The following is a 17,582-nucleotide window of genomic DNA, read 5'->3' as shown; positions in this document are numbered from 1 at the left end:
GAGGTCGAAGTCGACAGTGAGGCAAGGTTGCTATCGGTTGTGCTCAGGCCAGTCGACAAGGAATTGATGCCGCTTGTTGCTGTACTCAAGCCAGTCGATGTCGAAGTCGACAGCGAAGCAAGATTGCTGTTTGTCGTGCTCAAACCGGTAGAGGTCGAGGTCGACAACGAGGCTACATTGCTGTTTGTCGTGCTCAGGCCGGTTGAGGTCGAAGTCGACAGTGAGGCAAGGTTGCTATCGGTTGTGCTCAGGCCAGTCGACAAGGAATTGATGCCGCTTGTTGCTGTACTCAAGCCAGTTGATGTCGAAGTCGACAGCGAAGCAAGATTGCTGTTTGTCGTGCTCAAACCGGTTGAGGTCGAAGTCGACAGCGAAGCAAGGTTGCTATTTGTCGTGCTCAAACCGGTTGAGGTCGAGGTCGACAACGAGGCCACGTTGCTGTTTGTCGTGCTCAAGCCGGTTGAAGTCGAAGTCGACAGCGAAGCAAGATTGCTGTTTGTCGTGCTCAAGCCGGTTGAAGTCGAAGTCGACAGCGAAGCAAGGTTGCTGTTTGTCGTGCTCAAACCGGTTGAGGTCGAAGTCGACAGCGAAGCAAGGTTGCTATTTGTCGTGCTCAAACCGGTAGAGGTCGAGGTCGACAACGAGGCCACATTGCTGTTTGTCGTGCTCAAACCGGTCGACAAGGAATTGATGCCGCTGGTTGCTGTGCTCAAGCCAGTCGATGTTGAGGTCGACAACGATGTCACGTTGCTATTGGTCGTGCTCAGACCTGTTGAGAGCGAACCGATTTGCGAAGTGACCGAACCGACCGAGGACGACAACGAAGTCACCGCAGTATTGGTTGCATAGAGCTGCGAACCATTGATGGCGTCGGTACTGGTGCCGCTGATCTGACCTGCTGCAACATTCGTAATTTGACGCTCAGAACCTGGAGCCCCTACGCTTACTACACTAGTCGGGCTGGCTCCGGCGAAATTGTATGTCTGACCACCAATCACAGCGCTAGCCGTAGGGTTCGGCGCAGCAGTCACCGAGCCTGCGCCAAGTGCCACGGCACCTGTGTTGTTCGCTAGCGCACCCTGACCGATCGCAACCCCGCCCGTCACAGTCGTGGAAGCACCATCGCCAACGGCGACGCTGCTAGCGCCGGATGCGCTCGCGTTCGTACCTGCCGCCAGCGAATTGATGCCAGTCGCGCCGTTGTTATTGTAATTACCTTGCTGTACACCGTTGTCGTTGACGCTGTAATAATGCGTGCGCGTCGTGGAGACAACAGTGGACAGGCTCGAGACGTTGCTGTTGGTTGAACTCAGGCCAGTCGACAGCGAAGTCACATTGCTGTTAGTTGTGCTCAAGCCGGTGGACAGCGAAGTGATGCCAGTCGAAGCCGAAGTCGACAGCGATGTCACGTTGCTATTGGTCGTGCTCAAACCGGTGGACAACGAAGTGATACCTGTCGAGGCCGATGTCGACAACGAAGTCACGTTGCTGTTGGTCGTGCTCAGGCCAGTCGACAGCGAAGTCACATTGCTGTTGGCTGTGCTCAAACCGGTGGACAACGAAGTGATACCTGTCGAGGCCGATGTCGACAACGAAGTCACATTGCTATTGGTCGTGCTCAAGCCAGTCGACAGCGAAGTCACATTGCTATTGGTCGTGCTCAGGCCAGTCGACAGCGATGTCACATTGCTATTGGTCGTGCTCAGGCCAGTCGACAGCGATGTCACGTTGCTATTGGTCGTGCTCAGGCCAGTCGACAGCGATGTCACGTTGCTGTTGGTTGTGCTCAAGCCAGTCGACAGTGAAGTCACATTGCTGTTGGTCGTGCTCAAGCCAGTCGACAACGAAGTCACATTGCTATTGGTCGTGCTCAGGCCAGTCGACAGCGAAGTCACATTGCTGTTGGTCGTGCTCAGGCCAGTCGACAGTGAAGTCACATTGCTGTTGGTCGTGCTCAGGCCAGTCGACAGTGAAGTCACATTGCTGTTGGTCGTGCTCAAGCCAGTCGACAGCGAAGTCACATTGCTATTTGTCGTGCTCAGGCCAGTCGACAACGAAGTCACATTGCTATTGGTCGTGCTCAGGCCAGTCGACAACGAAGTCACATTGCTGTTGGTGGTGCTCAGGCCAGTCGACAACGAAGTCACATTGCTGTTGGTGGTGCTCAGGCCAGTCGACAACGAAGTCACATTGCTGTTGGTCGTGCTCAAGCCAGTCGACAACGAAGTTACGTTGCTGTTGGTGGTGCTCAGCCCAGTCGATAAGGACGCTTCTGCTACCCGTGATGTGCTAATGCCTGTCGAAGTCGAAGTCGACAACGACGTAACATTGCTGTTAGTTGTGCTCAGACCTGTGGACAACGAAGTGATACCCGTCGAAGCCGAAGTCGACAACGAAGTCACGTTACTGTTGGTTGTGCTAAGACCAGTCGACAAGGACGCTTCTGCTACCCGTGATGTGCTGATGCCTGTCGAAGCCGAAGTCGACAACGAAGTCACGTTACTGTTGGTTGTGCTAAGACCAGTCGACAGCGAAGTAATGCCGGTCGAAGCCGATGTCGACAACGATGTGACATTACTGTTAGTGGTGCTCAAGCCAGTCGACAGGCTAGTGATATTCGAGCCGATACCGCTCGCCACGGAGTACAACTGACTACCGTTGATGGCATCAGTACTACTGGCACTAATCAGTCCAGCGGCAACATTCTGTATGCGACGCTCAGATCCTGCCGCACCGACACTTATTACTCCTGAGGTCGAACCAGCGCCGGCGAACGGGCCATAGGTCGTGCTGCCTATCGTGGCATTGGTCACACTACCGGTGCCGCCGGTAGCTGCCGATGCAGTACTCGTCGTGGTGGCCGATTGACCTAATGCGACGGAACCAGCAACGCTGGCGTTGGCCGAAACGCCAATGGCTGCGCTACCTGAACCTGAAGCAGTTGCTCCCTCGCCAACAGCCGTCGCGTAGTTGCCAGAAGCGGAACTGAAGTCACCAATGGCAGTAGAGTTTCCCCCGGTGGCGGAAGCGTTACTCCCAATGGCTGTATCACGAGCATTAATGGGGTTAACAGATCCTGAAACACCTGCCTTCGCATTTAAACCAATTGCTACACCTTCGCTATTGTATGCATTCGCACTATCGCCCTGAGCGATACTGAAAGCACCGCTGACGGTCGCACCACGTCCAATAGCAATCCCGGAGGTAGCCGTGGCGCCGACTCCCGACTGCCCGCCAATTGCAATGGCGTCGGAGGCTGCGGCGGATGATCCGCCAGTAACATTGGCGCCCAGTGCTGTTGCACCGGCTCCACTCGCATTTGCCGTCCGGCCTATGGCCGACGAATAGTCTCCGATGGAGGTGGCGCCGGATCCGATAGCAATGCTGCGATTGCCGGTCGCGTTTGCATTTGTCCCTAATGCCAAGGCATTCGTCGCACTGGTCCCGGTCGCCGCTGCATAGCCGATTGCCAGGGAAGTCGCCCCTGCAGCGTTTGAAAGAACGCCAAATGCAGTGGAGGCGGACCCCGTAGCACTGGCGCTATTGCCAAATGCCGTAGAGGGAGCCAACCCGCTTGCATCTCCCACCGCCAGTGAATTTGTCCCGAACGCCATATCGTTTCCGAAGGCGGCATTGGCGCCATTGCCGATCGCAACTCCTGCAGATCCCGCCGCCACCGATTTCGCGCCTATCGCCACTGCATTGCTGGCGCTCGCTTTGGCTGTGTCGCCCAACGCTATCGCGCTCGCTCCAGAGGCAACAGATGTATTGCCAAGCGCCACCGCTCCTTGTCCAATCGCATTATTCCCATTCCCAATCGCCACCGCGCCATTTGCGGCGGTAGTACCCGCTGCATTGCCGGCTGCGATATTGTTCGCGCCGAGGGTAACCGCACCGGTACCATTCGAAATATTAGGATCTCCGATTGCAACAGCTCCATTGCCAGTTGCATTCTGCCCCATACCGATTGCCACGGCGCCGCCGGTAGCAGAAGAGGCATTGGCCGTGGTTCCGGAGGTGCCAATCGCGATGTTTTGTCCAGTCGCTCCCGAAATTGCGCCGGCACCTTGCGCTATGCCTAAAGCCCCCTTAACCGTGGCGCCGGTGCCGATGGCAATCCCGGATGTCGCTCCCGAACTAACGACAGCGCGGCCGATTGCGACCGAAGTATCGGCCAGCGCTTGTGCGCCGACAATACTGTTGTTTCCATTATTTCCGCCGCCTATTGCGGTGGAGCCGACTCCTGTCGCCTGGGTGTCATTGCCGACAGCCGTGCTTCCTGTATTGGTTGACTTGGAACCCGATCCCAACGCAATCGCGCTCGTCCCGCTGGCCAGTGAATTTTGTCCAAATGCTTGAGAGTAGTTGGCTGCGGCGTTGGCATTATTGCCAACTGCGATGGAAGTGACCCCGCTCGCAGTGGCGGTGGAGCCGGAGTTGCCTGCGATTGCAATCGCTTGGACTCCGGTCGCATTGCCGCCGCCGGCGTTATATTGCGCATGGGCCACGTTAACACCTGCGCCAGTCAAGAAGACTGCCATCGCAATCGCTTTGGCCGTTGCCGATTTACTGCGCTTGCCACGAGCTGCCGTATTTTCGGACACAGCGACCCAAGCACCGAGTGCTTCGCTGTAGACGGTACGATAGACTTTATTCATGATTGGCTCTATTCAAAATTGTCAATAATTTTGGTGGCAAGTGTTAATGCTTCTGAGATGCAACTACGTGGCCACCTTGGCTAATTTCCGATGAATGAATTACTGATCCGGTTCATTTTTCGATTGGCCGGAATTTATCATCGCGCCTAGTTTTATTTTTTATTTATTGACAATCTTTAACACTCATTAACCATGTTTCACAAATAAGTTTCCCGACATTAATTGTTAAGTTAAATAATGTAAAAAATCTCTCATTTTTTATCTAAAAGCATTGAATACAGGCATCTTCATTGCTATAAACCAAGATTCGCCAACCGTTTAATGGGGTGAAAATAATGTGGGTTTTGTCCACTCGCCGCAAAAAAAAACAATACTTAACAATCAAAGCGCGGTGATCGCCACCTCTCTGGAAATTGCCTAACGAAACTCCTGAAAAGATGCTGGTTCCGCTGCATTTGGAAGAAAGGTATTTGCATCGTCTTTTGCTATCAATCCGAGGGGCTGGAAGGGATCACAACAGCGCGCCAAGATGCAATTCCGTGACGTTCCGGTTGCAAGCTGGCTGAGGTAAAAAATGAAGGGGTAACCATCGGCAACGAGCAGCGCGATTCTGGTTCGGTTGTTTTTGAGAAAAGGATTATTGACACATGACGAAATTGTCATCCGTGTGTCATCTGTTCGTTTGAAGCTGCTGCCTACACTGCTGGTCAGCGATGGCAAACATCAGCTTCCGGTCAAGCGCAAGGCGCGCATGCCGATTAGCGGTCGAGGCTGTCGTCAACCTTCAATTTTTAGGAGAAACACCATGCGTATCCTGCCAACAATCCTGGCCGCCCTCACTCTCAGCGCAACCGCATCGGCTTTTGCCGAAGCACCGTATCCGCCTGAACAGCCATTCACTTCCACGCTGAGCAGAGCACAGGTCAAGCAACAAGTCGCAGAGGCCCAAGCCCAGGGTGTGCTGGAGCAAAGCGATGCCAGCTATCCGGTGATTGCAGCCCCAAGCGCACCGGAACCGCAACGGATGACAGCTCAGCATAGCGAGAGAAAAGATGGGCAAGAAAGCATTTATTCAGGCGCATAAGCCTGATTGACTGATTGATTGAGGCGACCCCTGGACCCGGCTGATACGCTCAGAGTTTGCGCGCCAAGGTCAGGCCGTCGCCGATTGGCAACATCGACAGATCGATTCGATCATCCCGATGTAATTTGTCATTGAGTTGCTGTAGCGCCGCTGTATCTGCATCGGTCGCAGGACTGGCAACGCTTCCGCTCCACAGGACATTGTCGATGGCGATCAACCCGCCACGGCGCAACAGTTTCAGGCAACGCTCGTAGTACGCATCGTAGCTGCTCTTGTCGGCATCGATGAAGGCAAAGTCATATTCTCCGGCCGCGCCCGCCGCCAGGCGCGCATCGAGTGTCTCCAGCGCCGGCGCCAGCCGCAAGTCGATCTTGTGCGCCACGCCGGCCTCTTCCCAATAAGGACGACCGATACGCGTGTAATCGTCGCTGATATCGCAGGCAAGTATTTCGCCGTCATCGGGCAGCGCCAGTGCCACGGTCAGCGCGCTATAGCCGGTGAACACGCCAATCTCAATAGTCCGACGCGCCCCGATAAGCCTTACCAGCAAGGCCATGAATTGGCCCTGCTCGGGTGATATCTGCATGGTGCCGCGCGCATGCGTGCTGGTCACTTCTCGCAATGCGGCTTGCACCGGATGTTCGCGCAGCGAATGTTGCAGCAGGTAGTTGTAGACGGTATCGTCAAGATTCAGCGTGCGGCGGGACATGGTTCTTGCTCCTCTGGTTGGGAGCGTTAATTTACCATGGCTGCCGCCTCACGCGCTTGATGCCAGCGCCGGTAACGACGCGTCAGGCGACGTGTACGCAACTGGTCGATCAACAAGCTGACCGCAGCTGAGTGTCGGCCGACCGCAGTGCGCCCCGCCCCCAGGATACGCAAGCGGCGCTTGATCAGTGCCATGCGCGCCACCGCCGCCATGACCTGGTCTTTCCAATCAACCTGCGGGCTGTCCGCGCTTGGGCCGTCGCCAGACTGCCATTTCGCCGGCAAATCGGGCGCTATCGCCAGCGCGGTTGCCATGCCCACCACCGCAACGCCGCCCGCCAGCACTTGCTCCGCCACAGCCTTGCGGCGGATGCCGCCGGTGGTCATCAGCGGCATGCGGGCGACCGCTGCCAATTTCTGCGCGAATTCCAGGAAGTAGGCTTCGCGCGCCAGCGTACGGCCGTCTGCCGAACGCCCTTGCATCGCCGGACTTTCATAGCTGCCGCCGGATAGTTCGACCAGATCCACCGACAGTTCGTTAAGCCAGAGGATGACTTGCCTGGCGTCGTCTTCGGAAAAGCCGCCGCGCTGAAAATCAGCCGAATTGAGCTTGACCGCCACGCAAAACCCCGCCTGGACCCGCGCCCTCACCGCGCGCACGACTTCCAGCAGCAAGCGTGCACGGTTGGCCAGGCTGCCGCCCCATTGGTCGCTACGTCGGTTGGTCAGCGGCGACAGAAATTGCGAAATCAGGTAGCCGTGGGCAGCATGGATTTCGACGCCGTTGAAACCTGCCCGTTCGGCCGCTTGGGCAGTATCAGCAAAGCGCTCAATGATTTCCCTGATTTCTGCTTCCTCCATGGCTTTCGGCTGTACGAAGAGCTTGCTGTGCTTACCCATGTCGAGCGCCACCGCCGACGGCGCCCACGCAGTACCGCCCATGGCGGCCAAGATCTGGCGACCGGGATGGTTAATCTGCATCCAGACCTGCGCACCCTCGCCTTTCGCCACCTCCGCCCATTGCTTGAACGGAGCCAGCGGCGTTCCGGATTCCAGCACGACGCCGCCCGGTCCAGTCAATGCCCGGCCATCGACCATGACATTGCCGGTAATGATCAGGCCGGCGCCGCCCTGTGCCCAGGCGCGATATAGGCGAAGGATCGCCGAGCCTGGCAATTGCCCCTCGTCGGCCATGTTTTCTTCCATGGCGGCTTTGGCCAGGCGATTGGGCAAGACGCTGCCATTCGGCAGTTGCAAGGGTGAAAACAGGGCTGATGACATGATGAACTCCAATTCTGAGGGAAGAATGGGTGTATCCTAAGCTTGAAGTCAACTTGAAGGTCAAGCGATATGAAAATTGGTGAATTGGCGGAGCAGACCGGCTTGGCGCCGTCGGCCATCCGCTATTACGAACACAGCGGCCTGCTGCCGAAAGCCACGCGCGGCGCCAACGGTTACCGGGTTTATGCCGAAACCGCCGTGGAACGCCTGCGTTTGATTCAGATGGCGCAGAATCTGGGGTTTTCCCTGGACTCGTTGCGCAACGTGTTCGCTAGCGGTGAAGATTTTTCCAAGGAAGATCTACTCGCGGGACTGGATCGCCGGATGAGTGAAATCGAACAATTGATGCGCACCCTGCGTAACCAGCAGCAAGAACTGAGGGCCTTGCGCAGCACGCTCAGCGAAACCTGGGCCCAAGGTGAATGCTTCAAGGCCGCGGACCTGGGCAATGGCAAACTGGCAAAATCCCGGCAAGCCAGCTGATTTGGCGTCGCCGCTTCCTGGGTGCGACCTTATACCGCCCTCTTGAATGCGGCATAGGTCGCATCTTTCAGCGCCTGTTCAACCGCTTCACCGATCATTCGGTCATCTCATGTTTCGCACTTTAGTGTTTTCCGCATCAGTGCATTCTGAAGAGTTACGCCGCTGCAGATGGGAAACCTTCGCTCCACCACATGAAAACCGTGGAGAACAAAGAAAGGTTCTGCAGTCTTGCTCACCTGTGACGTCAGTTCGTCAACACCGAGTAACTTCGCTTCTTGATGGATACGCCTCATCAGCAGACTGCCTATTCCCTGACGCGCATGATCGCCAGAGACAAAGAAGTGGTCGATGTAGCCGCTCGGCTGAACGTCGGCGTAGCCAACGATTTCACCGTCAGCTTCGGCTACAAATGGGCGAATACCTCTGACGCGACTCACCCAGAGTTTAGGGTCAAGGTCAGAGGGAGCCCAGGCCTCGATTTGGTCGGGAGTGTAATCACGTGACGCGATTCCGTGAATCGCCGAGAAAAAGACACGGAATAATGCTGCCTCATCTCCAATTTTGAACCGTCGAATTTCCATGATTTTCTCGTAAAGCATCAGGCTCTGATCCAAGATGCGAGTTTGTCACATCCACAGCTTGAATATTTTAACCTCAGGTAATTTGCAGCTTGCTACCCGGCATGTGGCAAAGGGGAAAGGCATCAAGAAATCACCATTTTTCAGCGAATGGCTAGAATGCTCTATCATGAGCTTTTGCTCATAAAAGGCAATTTTAAAATACTCGCCGAGAGAAGATAAGATGAAAGATCTGCCTCCTACCGCTACGTTGCGCGCTTTTGAGGTTGCGACACGGCACACCACATTCACCTCTGCTTCCGAAGAGCTGCATGTCACCCAAAGCGCTGTCAGTCATCAGTTGAAGAATCTCGAAGAGATCTGGGGCTTGCAATTATTTCAACGGGGTAAATCCTTGAGCCTCACTCCCGCAGGAGCAGCGCTCGCGCCGATCGTGCGTGAATTCTTCATGAATCTGGAGGCAACGCTCTCTGACCTGAGGGAGCAAAAAGGCAGGGTTCGACTTAAAGTTAGTACGACTTACTCCTTCGCACTGAAATGGCTGCTACCAAGATTGCCGAGCCTGTCCCAACAGCATCCGGAAATTTTGGTCACGCTGGAAACCACCGACAAAGCCATCAACTTCTCTAGCGCGGAGGCCGATGTTGCGATCCGCTTCGGCAACGGGAATTATCCAGCACTCTACTCGGAGTTCATGTTCAGGGAGCAAATTTTTCCGGTTGCAAGCCCTGATCTGTTAAAACGCTTCGGGATGCCACGCACTCCCGCCGAACTGTTGCGCTACCCGTTGCTTACACGGGACGGCGCAGATCTGGTGCCGAAGTGGGAGGCCTGGTTTCAACACGTCGGACTGGGAATTTCCACCCTCAAGGAAAGCGTCAGATTCGCTGACACCAACATGACGATCGAGGCGGCACTGCTGGGCCAGGGAATCGCTTTGGCGCGCAGCGGACATGTCGAAACCGAAATAAGCGACGGTAGCCTGGTCAGGCTGTTTGACGTGCCGCTCCCTTCTCCGGTTGCCTACTATTTTGTCTGTCCTAAAGGAATTGAGGCGCAGCCTCATATCGTCAGCTTCCGCAATTGGCTACTGACGGAATCAGGCAAGGCTCAGCAAGGCTATTAATAGTGCATGAGGATTTACTCATCCTGCGATGAAGAGACTTCGCTTTAGTCAAAGCGCCGAGTTGATTAGTATGACGCATGCCCTTCCACATCATTTCACTCATACTTTTCGCAGCTCTCTTGCATGCCAGCTGGAATGCGCTCCTGCGCGGCGGAGCCGACAGGCTTTGGTCGATGACGATCATGTGCGTGGCGGTAGCGACCGCCAGCGCCGTAATCGCCTTGTTCCTGGCGCCTCCAGCCAAAGCCAGCTGGATGTATGCAGTGCTTTCAGCGGGACTGCATGTCGGCTATAACCTGTTCCTCGTCAGGACCTATCAGGTCGGCGACCTCGGGCAAACCTATCCGATTTCACGGGGCTCCTCCCCCCTATTAATTACCATCGCGGCGTCGGTTTTCGCCGGTGAGAGGGTGGGACTGGGTGCTCTGCTTGGAATTACCCTGGTGTCGGGTGGCATTATTTCGCTGGCCTTCAAAGGCCGCAGGCTTGCGGTTCCGAGCCTGCCGTATGCCCTGGGAACTGGATGTTTCATCGCCGCCTATAGCGTGATAGACGGCATCGGCGTGCGCTTGTCCGGCGCCCCGATGGCGTACACAGTATGGATGTGCGCCTTGTGGGGTATCTTGATGCCACCGGTATACATTGTCCTGCGCGGTGCGAACAGTTTATTTACTATCCGGCCCGGATTTATCACAGCCTTCATCGGTGGGCTGGTTTCTCTTCTGGCCTATGGAATCGTCATCTACGCCATGTCCGGCGCGCCCATGGGAGCGGTATCGGCGTTGCGTGAAACCAGCGTGTTGTTTGCGGCGTTGATCGGTTATTTCTTCCTGGGCGAGACACTCACTGTCCGGAAGATGCTGTCGTGCGCGGTGATTGCCGTCGGCACCATCATCATCGGCTGACCACCACATGGGTCAGAGGCACGTCGAAATATTGTAAGAAGCAATGAAGGCTGCCCGCAACCGCGCGGCTGGCAGGACAGAAAATGACTATCAATAAAGGATGGCAATGATGATCTCTGAAAATCCAAGCGTCGCCCTCGTTGGTCCGGGGGCAATCGGCACGACCATAGCGGCAGCGCTTCACGAGGTTGGGCGCACGCCGACGATTTGCGGCCGCTCGGCGCACGCGCGCCTGGAGCTGCGCTTCGACGGCGGCAGTATCGTTGTGCCGGGGCCTGTGCGGATTGATCCGGCCGAGATTAAGCACACGTTTGACCTGGTATTCGTCGCGGTCAAGTCGACGCAAATGGCGGCCGTAGCGCCGTGGCTTTCTGCATTGTGCGACGCAAAGACAGTTGTCTGCGTATTGCAAAATGGCGTTGAGCAGAAAGCGCTCATCGCGCCGTACTTGTCGGGCGGTCCGGTGCTGCCCTCGGTGGTATGGTTTCCCGCTCAACGCGAACCGGATGCCTCGGTGTGGTTGCGCGGCCATCCCCGCCTCACCCTACCGGACACGCCGGCAACCGGCGTGGTGCTTGCAGCCTTGAACGGCACACGGTGTTCGGTCGACGTAGCGGCGGATTTCACGTCTGTTGCGTGGCGCAAGCTTCTACAAAATGCGGTCGCGGGTTTAATGGTTCTGGCAGGTCGCCGTGCTGGCATGTTCTCCCGAACCGATATCACCGAACTGTCTCTGGCTTACCTACGGGAATGTCTCGCGGTTGCTCGTGCGGCGGGAGCAACACTCGGCGACGAAGTGCCGCAAGAGATCGTCGATGGATTTCATCGTTCCCCGGCTGACTTAGGCACTTCCATCCTGGCTGACCGACAAGCTGGTCACCCTCTCGAATGGGACTGCCGGAACGGGGTCGTGCAGCGATACGGTCGATTGCATGGCATTCCTACGCCGCTCAGCGATCTGGTCGTGCCACTTTTGGCAGCCGCCAGCGACGGCCCCGGCTAATATGCATCTCTGCGCCGAAGCTGAGCGGCGCTCCCCCAAAGATCGATTGTCGGTTCATGCTCACCCATCTAAAATGCTCTAAACGAGCGGGTAACCGCTTCATCACGGCTGGTACGGCTGGTTGATGCAGCACATCCAATTCTTACGGCTATTCAACAATAGTTCCTTGGTGATAGACAATACGCCATCCTCCAGGCGTGCGTCGCCACAGCGTAGTGCGACGGGTAGTTCGGGAATCTTGCAACAACGTGTAGGTCAGCAGATAGGTTGCAGGCGCAATTTCCTGGCAGAAGAAGTCTCGGGTTTCCCAGTTTTCTTCGATTGACTTGGCATGTCGTTCATCGAGAATATCCAGGACATGCGCTCGACTATAACGACGCCCAGACGCGCCAACTTCCCAAAACTCCGCGTCCATCATCAGATCAAAGTCGGCACGTGTTGTTCCATGTTCGGGCCGATGGAAGATCGGCTCTCGGGCGGCCAATTCGGCTTGCACAGTCATAAGCCTTGGTTCTGTGATTCGGGCAGGTTCCATATGATTGCCGTTAGCGCTAACGAAAGGCAGGCATCAGCCGACCGCGAATTTGCAAATTTCGCTCGAATACTCTCGGAGAAAAGCCTGCTTGTTGGGTAGTGGCTCTGTTGTGTGTGGCGGAGGAATGTCCATAAACGAAAAATGGCCGGCTCCTTCCGTGATGCGGACATCCACCGTATTCCAATCGCGCATGGCACGCGCCAGCCATTCGGTTTGGGCCGGAGGGGTCATGCTATCCGCCGAACCCACCCATGCCAACAGTGGAATTCGCACCGCATCAAGTGCTGCCGGGGCTTGGAAGAATCCCGTCGGTGGTGCCAAAAGAGCCAGACGAGCCAAGCGACTATCCTCTGCGATGTTGATGCGCTGACCAAGCTTGAGCCACATGTGCCCTCCCGCCATGGCGACGAGGGTGGCGGCACCAATCGAATGCCCCACTCCTATCGCTTTTGCGGACGGTGCAACGAAAGCGTCGAGCGCGAGGGACAGGCGCCTGGCCCGGAGGGTCAGTTCTTCCTCTCTTGGAGAAGTCGAAGCAAGCCGCTCAAAATGTGGTGCAACGACCGTGCAACCAGATTCAACCAAGGCGCCCAGGAGCGTAGAGTGACGCTCTGGCTGACCACCGGCTCCCACTGCGAAAAGAACCACCGGAGAACCTGCGGCGGCTTCGTGCACCGAGACCTGGAATGAGTCAGCTCCGTCTTGTAGCGTCTGCGTCAACATTGAAAATTGCTCCTGGCAACTGGTAGAACAGCGATCGAGCCAAGCTCGCGTCAAACTGGCGTTTCAGTAATACGAACGTGCGCATCGGTGATGTGGAAACCATGCTTTTCTATGTCGTCCAGACACTCTCCGGAGTCAACGCCCGGAGCATGTTTCTCCCGACTCAATTCCACTGAATCAAATTAACTCGCACATAATAATCTGGAACCAGCTAAATCGCCCTCAAAATCTTGTTGCTTAAACGGGAGTTTGCTGGAGTGAAGCGGCGCTCACGTCGCTCGCAATATCAAGAACAATCACGCGCGCTTCACTGCGTCGAGCGGATTGCCGTGACCAGCAAGCGCAAGGAATTGCGCGTGCGGGGATCGGAGACGTTTGAATGCAATACGATGTCGCGCGATGGCAATGGCGGCAGGCCGAGTTGCGGACCGAGGTCGATCGTTCCGGCTGGTGCGACGCGACGTCCCAAGGCGGCGACTGCGAGTCCGGCCGAAATCGCTGCGCCTATGGTGTAGATGCCGCCGCCGACGAAGACTTCGGTCCACGCTACGCCGCCGCTGGCCAGCGCCGCGACAGCCATGCTGCGTACGCTACAAGGTTCGGCCTGGGTCGCCAGGCGCAGTGGTTGTCCTGGGTAGTATTCGAAATCGGGAACGCCCATCCAGCCGAATTCTTCTTTGAGAATCACATCGCCATCCAGTCGCCGGTTGTCCTGGCCCAGCACAATAGCGGCATCTAACGCGCCTTGATCGAACGCTTCGATCGCTTCGCGTGAACTGGCGATACGCATTTCTATGACCAACTCCGGCTCGGAGTTTTTCATGCGTTTGAGCAGGAGCGGCAATTCGGCGCCGACCACATGATGGCTGATACCGACCACCAGGCGCCGCGGTTGCACGGCGAATGCGCCCAGCGCGCTTTGGTGAGCGGTTAATAGCGTCCGTGCCGATCCCAGGAAAGCATTGCCTTCAGCAGACAGGCGCACCAAGCGCGGCGTGCGCTCCAGCAGCCGGCGCCCGATGCCCTCCTCCAGGCGCTTGATTTTCAGGCTGACGGCCGACTGGGTGGTGTCCATCGCCTCGGCGGCGCGGGTGAAGCTTTTGAGATCGGCCACCAGCACAAATGCCTGGACGGCTTCGAGATCGAGTGCTTTCATTGGATAACCATTAGAAAATCGATTTATAGGACTATCTATCCATACGATTTTCTCATGATTGTACGATCTTCGTCAGGTTGCCAGAAATAGACGCGCCAGTGTCGCCATGATCGCCGCAAGGCAGACAATCATGGCGGCCGTGATAAAAAATCCGGCGAGATGGGCGGCCACTACCGTAGCGCCTGCCAGCGGCTGTTGCGCCGCCAAGCCGATTCTGCCGCAGCGCTTTCCGGCGGGTGTCATGGTAAGCGGCTCAGGCCGGGCTTGGCCAGATACAGCACTTCATACACCGCTGCACCCTTGGCCAAATCCGGCGCCTGGGAAGATATCCTGAAGCGGATCAAGCGCCAGGCGCTGACATCCACTACCGTCCACACCGCAACGGTGTCAGGCTGCGCGGCGATCCGCCGGTTGCGCTCCTGCTCCCCCGCCAGCACCGCTGCACGGTCTGCTGCGGCATCGAGCGGACTTTCTTCCCGATACAGCGACGACGCCTGCTGCGCCGGCCCGGCACGAGCGTCCAGCGGCAGCCAGTTTTCCACCTGAGGCCGGCCAAAGGAATCGATCACGCTTTGGAAGCGCTCGCCCATCAGGAATTTTGCGGTCGCGTCGGCTTCTTGCCACAGGTAGACCGCTCCATACAAGTTGCCTGCTGCGCCGTTCTGGCCACGTTCCTGGATAACGAATGCCTTGAAAATCATCCCTTCGACGGCGTCCCAGAGCGGGCCGCGTGCGGCAGCGCGATCCCTCATCTGTTGCATGTTGTAGTCGGCTGGCAGTCTGTGTGAATACTGTATTGCAAACATGGCATTTCTCCTTGGTTGAAGTAGATGAACCAAGCTTACGCGCACGCAGCCATTCAAAAAAGCCCTTAATCAAGATATCTGTGATGCGATTTTTAAATCATTGATATGCACAAATCCTTTATACAAAAACCAATTTAGCATCGTCAAAACTATTCGTTCCCCGCGCCGGCTCCTGCAACTAGCATGTTCAGTTCTGCAGCACACATCGCTGCGTACAGATCTATCAGGGAACAGCCACAAATGACGACCATATCCAACAAGCGCCGCCTGCTATTACAAGGCTTGGCTGCGAGCGCCGCAGCAAGTACATTGCCCGCCTTTGCCGCCGAAGAGCGCACCTTGCGCATCGGCTACCAGAAATTCAACACGCTCAATATCCTCAAAGGCAGCGGCAACCTGGAAAAGGCCTTGCAACCGTTAGGCTGGAAAGTGAAATGGTTTGAGTTCGCCGCCGGTCCACAATTGACTGAAGCCCTGAACGGTGATGCCATCGACTTCGGCCATGCCGCCGACACGCCGTCGGCCTTTGCCAACGCGGCGGGTGTCAATGCCGTCTATCTGGCCGCTGAACAACCGTATCCGAAGGGCATCGGCATTTTTGTTGCGCAAGACTCGCCGATCCGTACAGTTCAGGATTTGAAAGGCAAGAAGATCGCCCTCGGCCGTGGCTGGAACGTGCAGTACCTGCTGGTGCGGGCGCTGGAAGAAGTCGGTTTGACTTATGCCGATATCGTGCCGGTGTATGTCACCAATGCGGCCGATGTGCGCGCCACATTCCAGTCCGGTAATGTGGATGCAGCCACCCTGTGGGACCCTTATCTGGCCGGCCAGCAGATTTCGACCAGCCCGCGCATCCTGCGTGACGGCACCGGCCTCTCCAACAACCGCACCTTTCACCTGGCCAACCCGGGCTTCGTCGACCGCAACAAACAGATCATTCGTACGCTATTTGCGGAACTGAAAAAAACCAACGCCTGGGCGCAATCCCATCCGCAGGAAACCGCTGAACTGCTGGCGCCGCAACTTGGCGTCGATGCCAAAGTGTTGCGATTGGCGACGGAGCGCCGCAACTACACTACCGTGCCGGTCGACGCCGGCATCGTCGCCGAGCAGCAGCAGATCGTCGAAGCCTTCTACAAACTGGGGTTGATCAAAACCCAGGTACAGGTCAAGGACAAGGTTTACGCTGAAGTCTTGCTGTAAGCGGATCGGGACACGCCATGCAAATGCATTTCGCCGCCTTCCTGATCGCCGGCAACGCCGCTCACAGCCAGGTACTGTGGCGCCATCCGGAGAGCAATCCGGGTGGTTTCCTGAAGCTCGACTATTACGCCCACATCGCGCAAACCCTGGAACGCGGCAAGTTTGACTTGTTGTTCTTCGCCGACCGGCTGGCGGTATCGACCCGCTTTGGCGGCGACCATCGTTACGGCGTCGGCTATGGCGACCAGGATGCGACCCGGCTCGATCCCTTGCCGGTACTAGGCGCGCTGGCGGCGCTGACGTCAAAGATCGGGCTCGGCGCCACCCGCTCCACCACTTATTCGCAGCCGTACAGCCTGGCGCGCGAGTTCGCCACGCTCGATCATTTATCGTCTGGGCGCGCCGCCTGGAACGTGGTGACATCGGTCAACCAGGGCGAAGCCGACAATTTCGGCTTGCGTGAAACCCTCGGCCACGATGCCCGCTACGACCGTGCTGACGAATTCCTCGACGTGGTGCATCAGCTGTGGGGCAGCTGGGCGCCGGATGCGTTGTTGCTGGAAGCCAGCAGCGGCCGTTATGCCAATGCCGATCGAGTGGCGGCAATCAGCCATCGCGGCCGCTATTTCAATGTACGCGGCCCACTGAACATTCCGGCGACGCCGCAAGTCGGGCCGGTGATCATCCAGGCCGGATCGTCCCATCGTGGCCAGGATTTTGCGGCACGTTGGGCCGAAGTGGTGTTCGGCATCCAGCCGGATCTGGCGCGCATGCAGCGCTTCTACAACGACTTGAAGGGCCGCGCCGTCAAATTCGGGCGCAAGCCGGGCGATATCAAGGTGCTTACGGCGCTGATGCCGTTCATCGGTCGTACCCGTGCCGAAGCCGAGGAAAAACAGGCGCGGCACAATGCACTGGTCGATCCGATAGTCGGACTGTCGACCTTGTCGAGCCACATGAATGTCGATTTTTCCGGATACGCGCTGGATGCGCCGATTGCCGACCTGGAAGTGGCCGGCATGCAAGGCCTGTTCAGCCTGATCCGCGAGTTATCCGCCGAACGCCAATTGACGCTGGCCGACGTCGGCCGCCTCTACGCCAGCGGAGTGCTGGTGCCGCAAGTAGCAGGCACCGCCGCCGACATTGCCGACTGGATGGGACACATCGTCGGCAAGCAAGGCGCCGACGGCTTCGTCATCACACCGGTGCACCTGCCAAGCGGCTTCGACGACTTTGTCGAGCAGGTGGTTCCAGAGCTGCAGCGACGCGACCAGTTCCGCCTCGATTATCGGGGCGACACCTTACGCAGCTATCTGCAGGATTGAGCCGCTTA

Annotated in this window: 16 protein-coding genes and 1 pseudogene; 7 read left to right on the top strand and 10 right to left on the bottom strand. The window is 57.0% G+C overall.

Annotation, left to right across the window (positions count from 1 at the left end; all coding sequences use genetic code 11):
• Positions 1-4,226, bottom strand: a 4,226-nt coding sequence (locus ACIPF8_RS17165) for a beta strand repeat-containing protein (protein ID WP_400423452.1), incomplete at its 3' end; no start/stop codon positions are given.
• Between the two features lie 21 nt (positions 4,227-4,247).
• Positions 4,248-4,658, bottom strand: a pseudogene (locus ACIPF8_RS17160) (ESPR-type extended signal peptide-containing protein); the annotation flags it as partial.
• A gap of 625 nt (positions 4,659-5,283) precedes the next feature.
• On the opposite strand from ACIPF8_RS17160, the gene ACIPF8_RS17155 reads away from it, so the two are divergent.
• The gene (locus ACIPF8_RS17155; RefSeq protein ID WP_400423319.1) at positions 5,284-5,742 is read left to right on the top strand and encodes a DUF4148 domain-containing protein; all 459 of its coding nucleotides are present in this window, start codon (positions 5,284-5,286) and stop codon (positions 5,740-5,742) included.
• 49 nt (positions 5,743-5,791) lie between these two features.
• Here the strand turns inward: ACIPF8_RS17155 and ACIPF8_RS17150 are convergent, their stop codons facing one another.
• Positions 5,792-6,451 (bottom strand): class I SAM-dependent methyltransferase, encoded by a 660-nt coding sequence (locus ACIPF8_RS17150; RefSeq protein WP_400423317.1) that lies wholly within the window; start codon positions 6,449-6,451, stop codon positions 5,792-5,794.
• 26 nt (positions 6,452-6,477) lie between these two features.
• The gene (locus tag ACIPF8_RS17145) at positions 6,478-7,731 is read right to left on the bottom strand and encodes an NADH:flavin oxidoreductase/NADH oxidase family protein (RefSeq protein ID WP_400423315.1); all 1,254 of its coding nucleotides are present in this window, start codon (positions 7,729-7,731) and stop codon (positions 6,478-6,480) included.
• 69 nt (positions 7,732-7,800) lie between these two features.
• On the opposite strand from ACIPF8_RS17145, the gene ACIPF8_RS17140 reads away from it, so the two are divergent.
• Positions 7,801-8,214 (top strand): MerR family transcriptional regulator, encoded by a 414-nt coding sequence (locus ACIPF8_RS17140; protein ID WP_400423314.1) that lies wholly within the window; start codon positions 7,801-7,803, stop codon positions 8,212-8,214.
• 107 nt (positions 8,215-8,321) lie between these two features.
• On the opposite strand, the gene ACIPF8_RS17135 is transcribed toward ACIPF8_RS17140, so the two are convergent.
• Positions 8,322-8,795 (bottom strand): GNAT family N-acetyltransferase, encoded by a 474-nt coding sequence (locus tag ACIPF8_RS17135; protein WP_400423450.1) that lies wholly within the window; start codon positions 8,793-8,795, stop codon positions 8,322-8,324.
• A 220-nt stretch (positions 8,796-9,015) separates the two neighbouring features.
• On the opposite strand from ACIPF8_RS17135, the gene gcvA reads away from it, so the two are divergent.
• The 3 genes from gcvA (at position 9,016) to ACIPF8_RS17120 (ending at position 11,826) form a co-directional block, all read left to right on the top strand.
• Positions 9,016-9,918 (top strand): transcriptional regulator GcvA, encoded by a 903-nt coding sequence (gcvA, locus tag ACIPF8_RS17130; RefSeq protein ID WP_400423312.1) that lies wholly within the window; start codon positions 9,016-9,018, stop codon positions 9,916-9,918.
• A 77-nt stretch (positions 9,919-9,995) separates the two neighbouring features.
• Positions 9,996-10,823: an EamA family transporter gene (locus tag ACIPF8_RS17125; protein WP_400423311.1), complete on the top strand. Its 828-nt coding sequence runs from the start codon at positions 9,996-9,998 to the stop codon at positions 10,821-10,823.
• A gap of 106 nt (positions 10,824-10,929) precedes the next feature.
• Positions 10,930-11,826, top strand: coding sequence for an oxidoreductase (locus tag ACIPF8_RS17120; protein WP_400423309.1), 897 nt, complete (start codon positions 10,930-10,932; stop codon positions 11,824-11,826).
• Between the two features lie 148 nt (positions 11,827-11,974).
• On the opposite strand, the gene ACIPF8_RS17115 is transcribed toward ACIPF8_RS17120, so the two are convergent.
• From ACIPF8_RS17115 to ACIPF8_RS17095, 5 genes are all read right to left on the bottom strand, one after another.
• Positions 11,975-12,361: a DUF4440 domain-containing protein gene (locus tag ACIPF8_RS17115; protein ID WP_400423308.1), complete on the bottom strand. Its 387-nt coding sequence runs from the start codon at positions 12,359-12,361 to the stop codon at positions 11,975-11,977.
• Between the two features lie 33 nt (positions 12,362-12,394).
• The gene (locus ACIPF8_RS17110) at positions 12,395-13,084 is read right to left on the bottom strand and encodes a hypothetical protein (protein ID WP_400423307.1); all 690 of its coding nucleotides are present in this window, start codon (positions 13,082-13,084) and stop codon (positions 12,395-12,397) included.
• 307 nt (positions 13,085-13,391) lie between these two features.
• On the bottom strand, positions 13,392-14,240 hold the full coding sequence (locus ACIPF8_RS17105) for a LysR family transcriptional regulator (protein ID WP_400423306.1): 849 nt from the start codon (positions 14,238-14,240) through the stop codon (positions 13,392-13,394).
• A 72-nt stretch (positions 14,241-14,312) separates the two neighbouring features.
• A complete protein-coding gene (locus ACIPF8_RS17100; protein ID WP_400423304.1) occupies positions 14,313-14,483 on the bottom strand; it encodes a hypothetical protein in 171 nt (56 codons plus the stop codon).
• Positions 14,480-15,046 carry a DUF4865 family protein gene (locus ACIPF8_RS17095; RefSeq protein ID WP_400423303.1) on the bottom strand — a complete coding sequence of 189 codons (567 nt, stop codon included), beginning with the start codon at positions 15,044-15,046 and terminating at the stop codon, positions 14,480-14,482. Before ACIPF8_RS17095 ends, ACIPF8_RS17100 begins: the two co-directional genes overlap by 4 nt.
• Positions 15,047-15,286: 240 nt before the next feature.
• On the opposite strand from ACIPF8_RS17095, the gene ACIPF8_RS17090 reads away from it, so the two are divergent.
• Both ACIPF8_RS17090 and ACIPF8_RS17085 read left to right on the top strand, forming a co-directional pair.
• Positions 15,287-16,249 (top strand): sulfonate ABC transporter substrate-binding protein, encoded by a 963-nt coding sequence (locus ACIPF8_RS17090; RefSeq protein ID WP_400423301.1) that lies wholly within the window; start codon positions 15,287-15,289, stop codon positions 16,247-16,249.
• A gap of 17 nt (positions 16,250-16,266) precedes the next feature.
• The gene (locus ACIPF8_RS17085) at positions 16,267-17,574 is read left to right on the top strand and encodes an LLM class flavin-dependent oxidoreductase (RefSeq protein ID WP_400423299.1); all 1,308 of its coding nucleotides are present in this window, start codon (positions 16,267-16,269) and stop codon (positions 17,572-17,574) included.
• Positions 17,575-17,582: the final 8 nt, after the last annotated feature.

Origin of the sequence: Collimonas sp. NPDC087041 (genome assembly GCF_044745265.1) — a bacterium.
In the GTDB taxonomy this organism is placed as follows: domain Bacteria; phylum Pseudomonadota; class Gammaproteobacteria; order Burkholderiales; family Burkholderiaceae_D; genus Collimonas.
The sequence above is the reverse complement of the archived record's forward strand: the minus strand, read 5'-3'. Positions and strand labels throughout refer to the sequence as shown.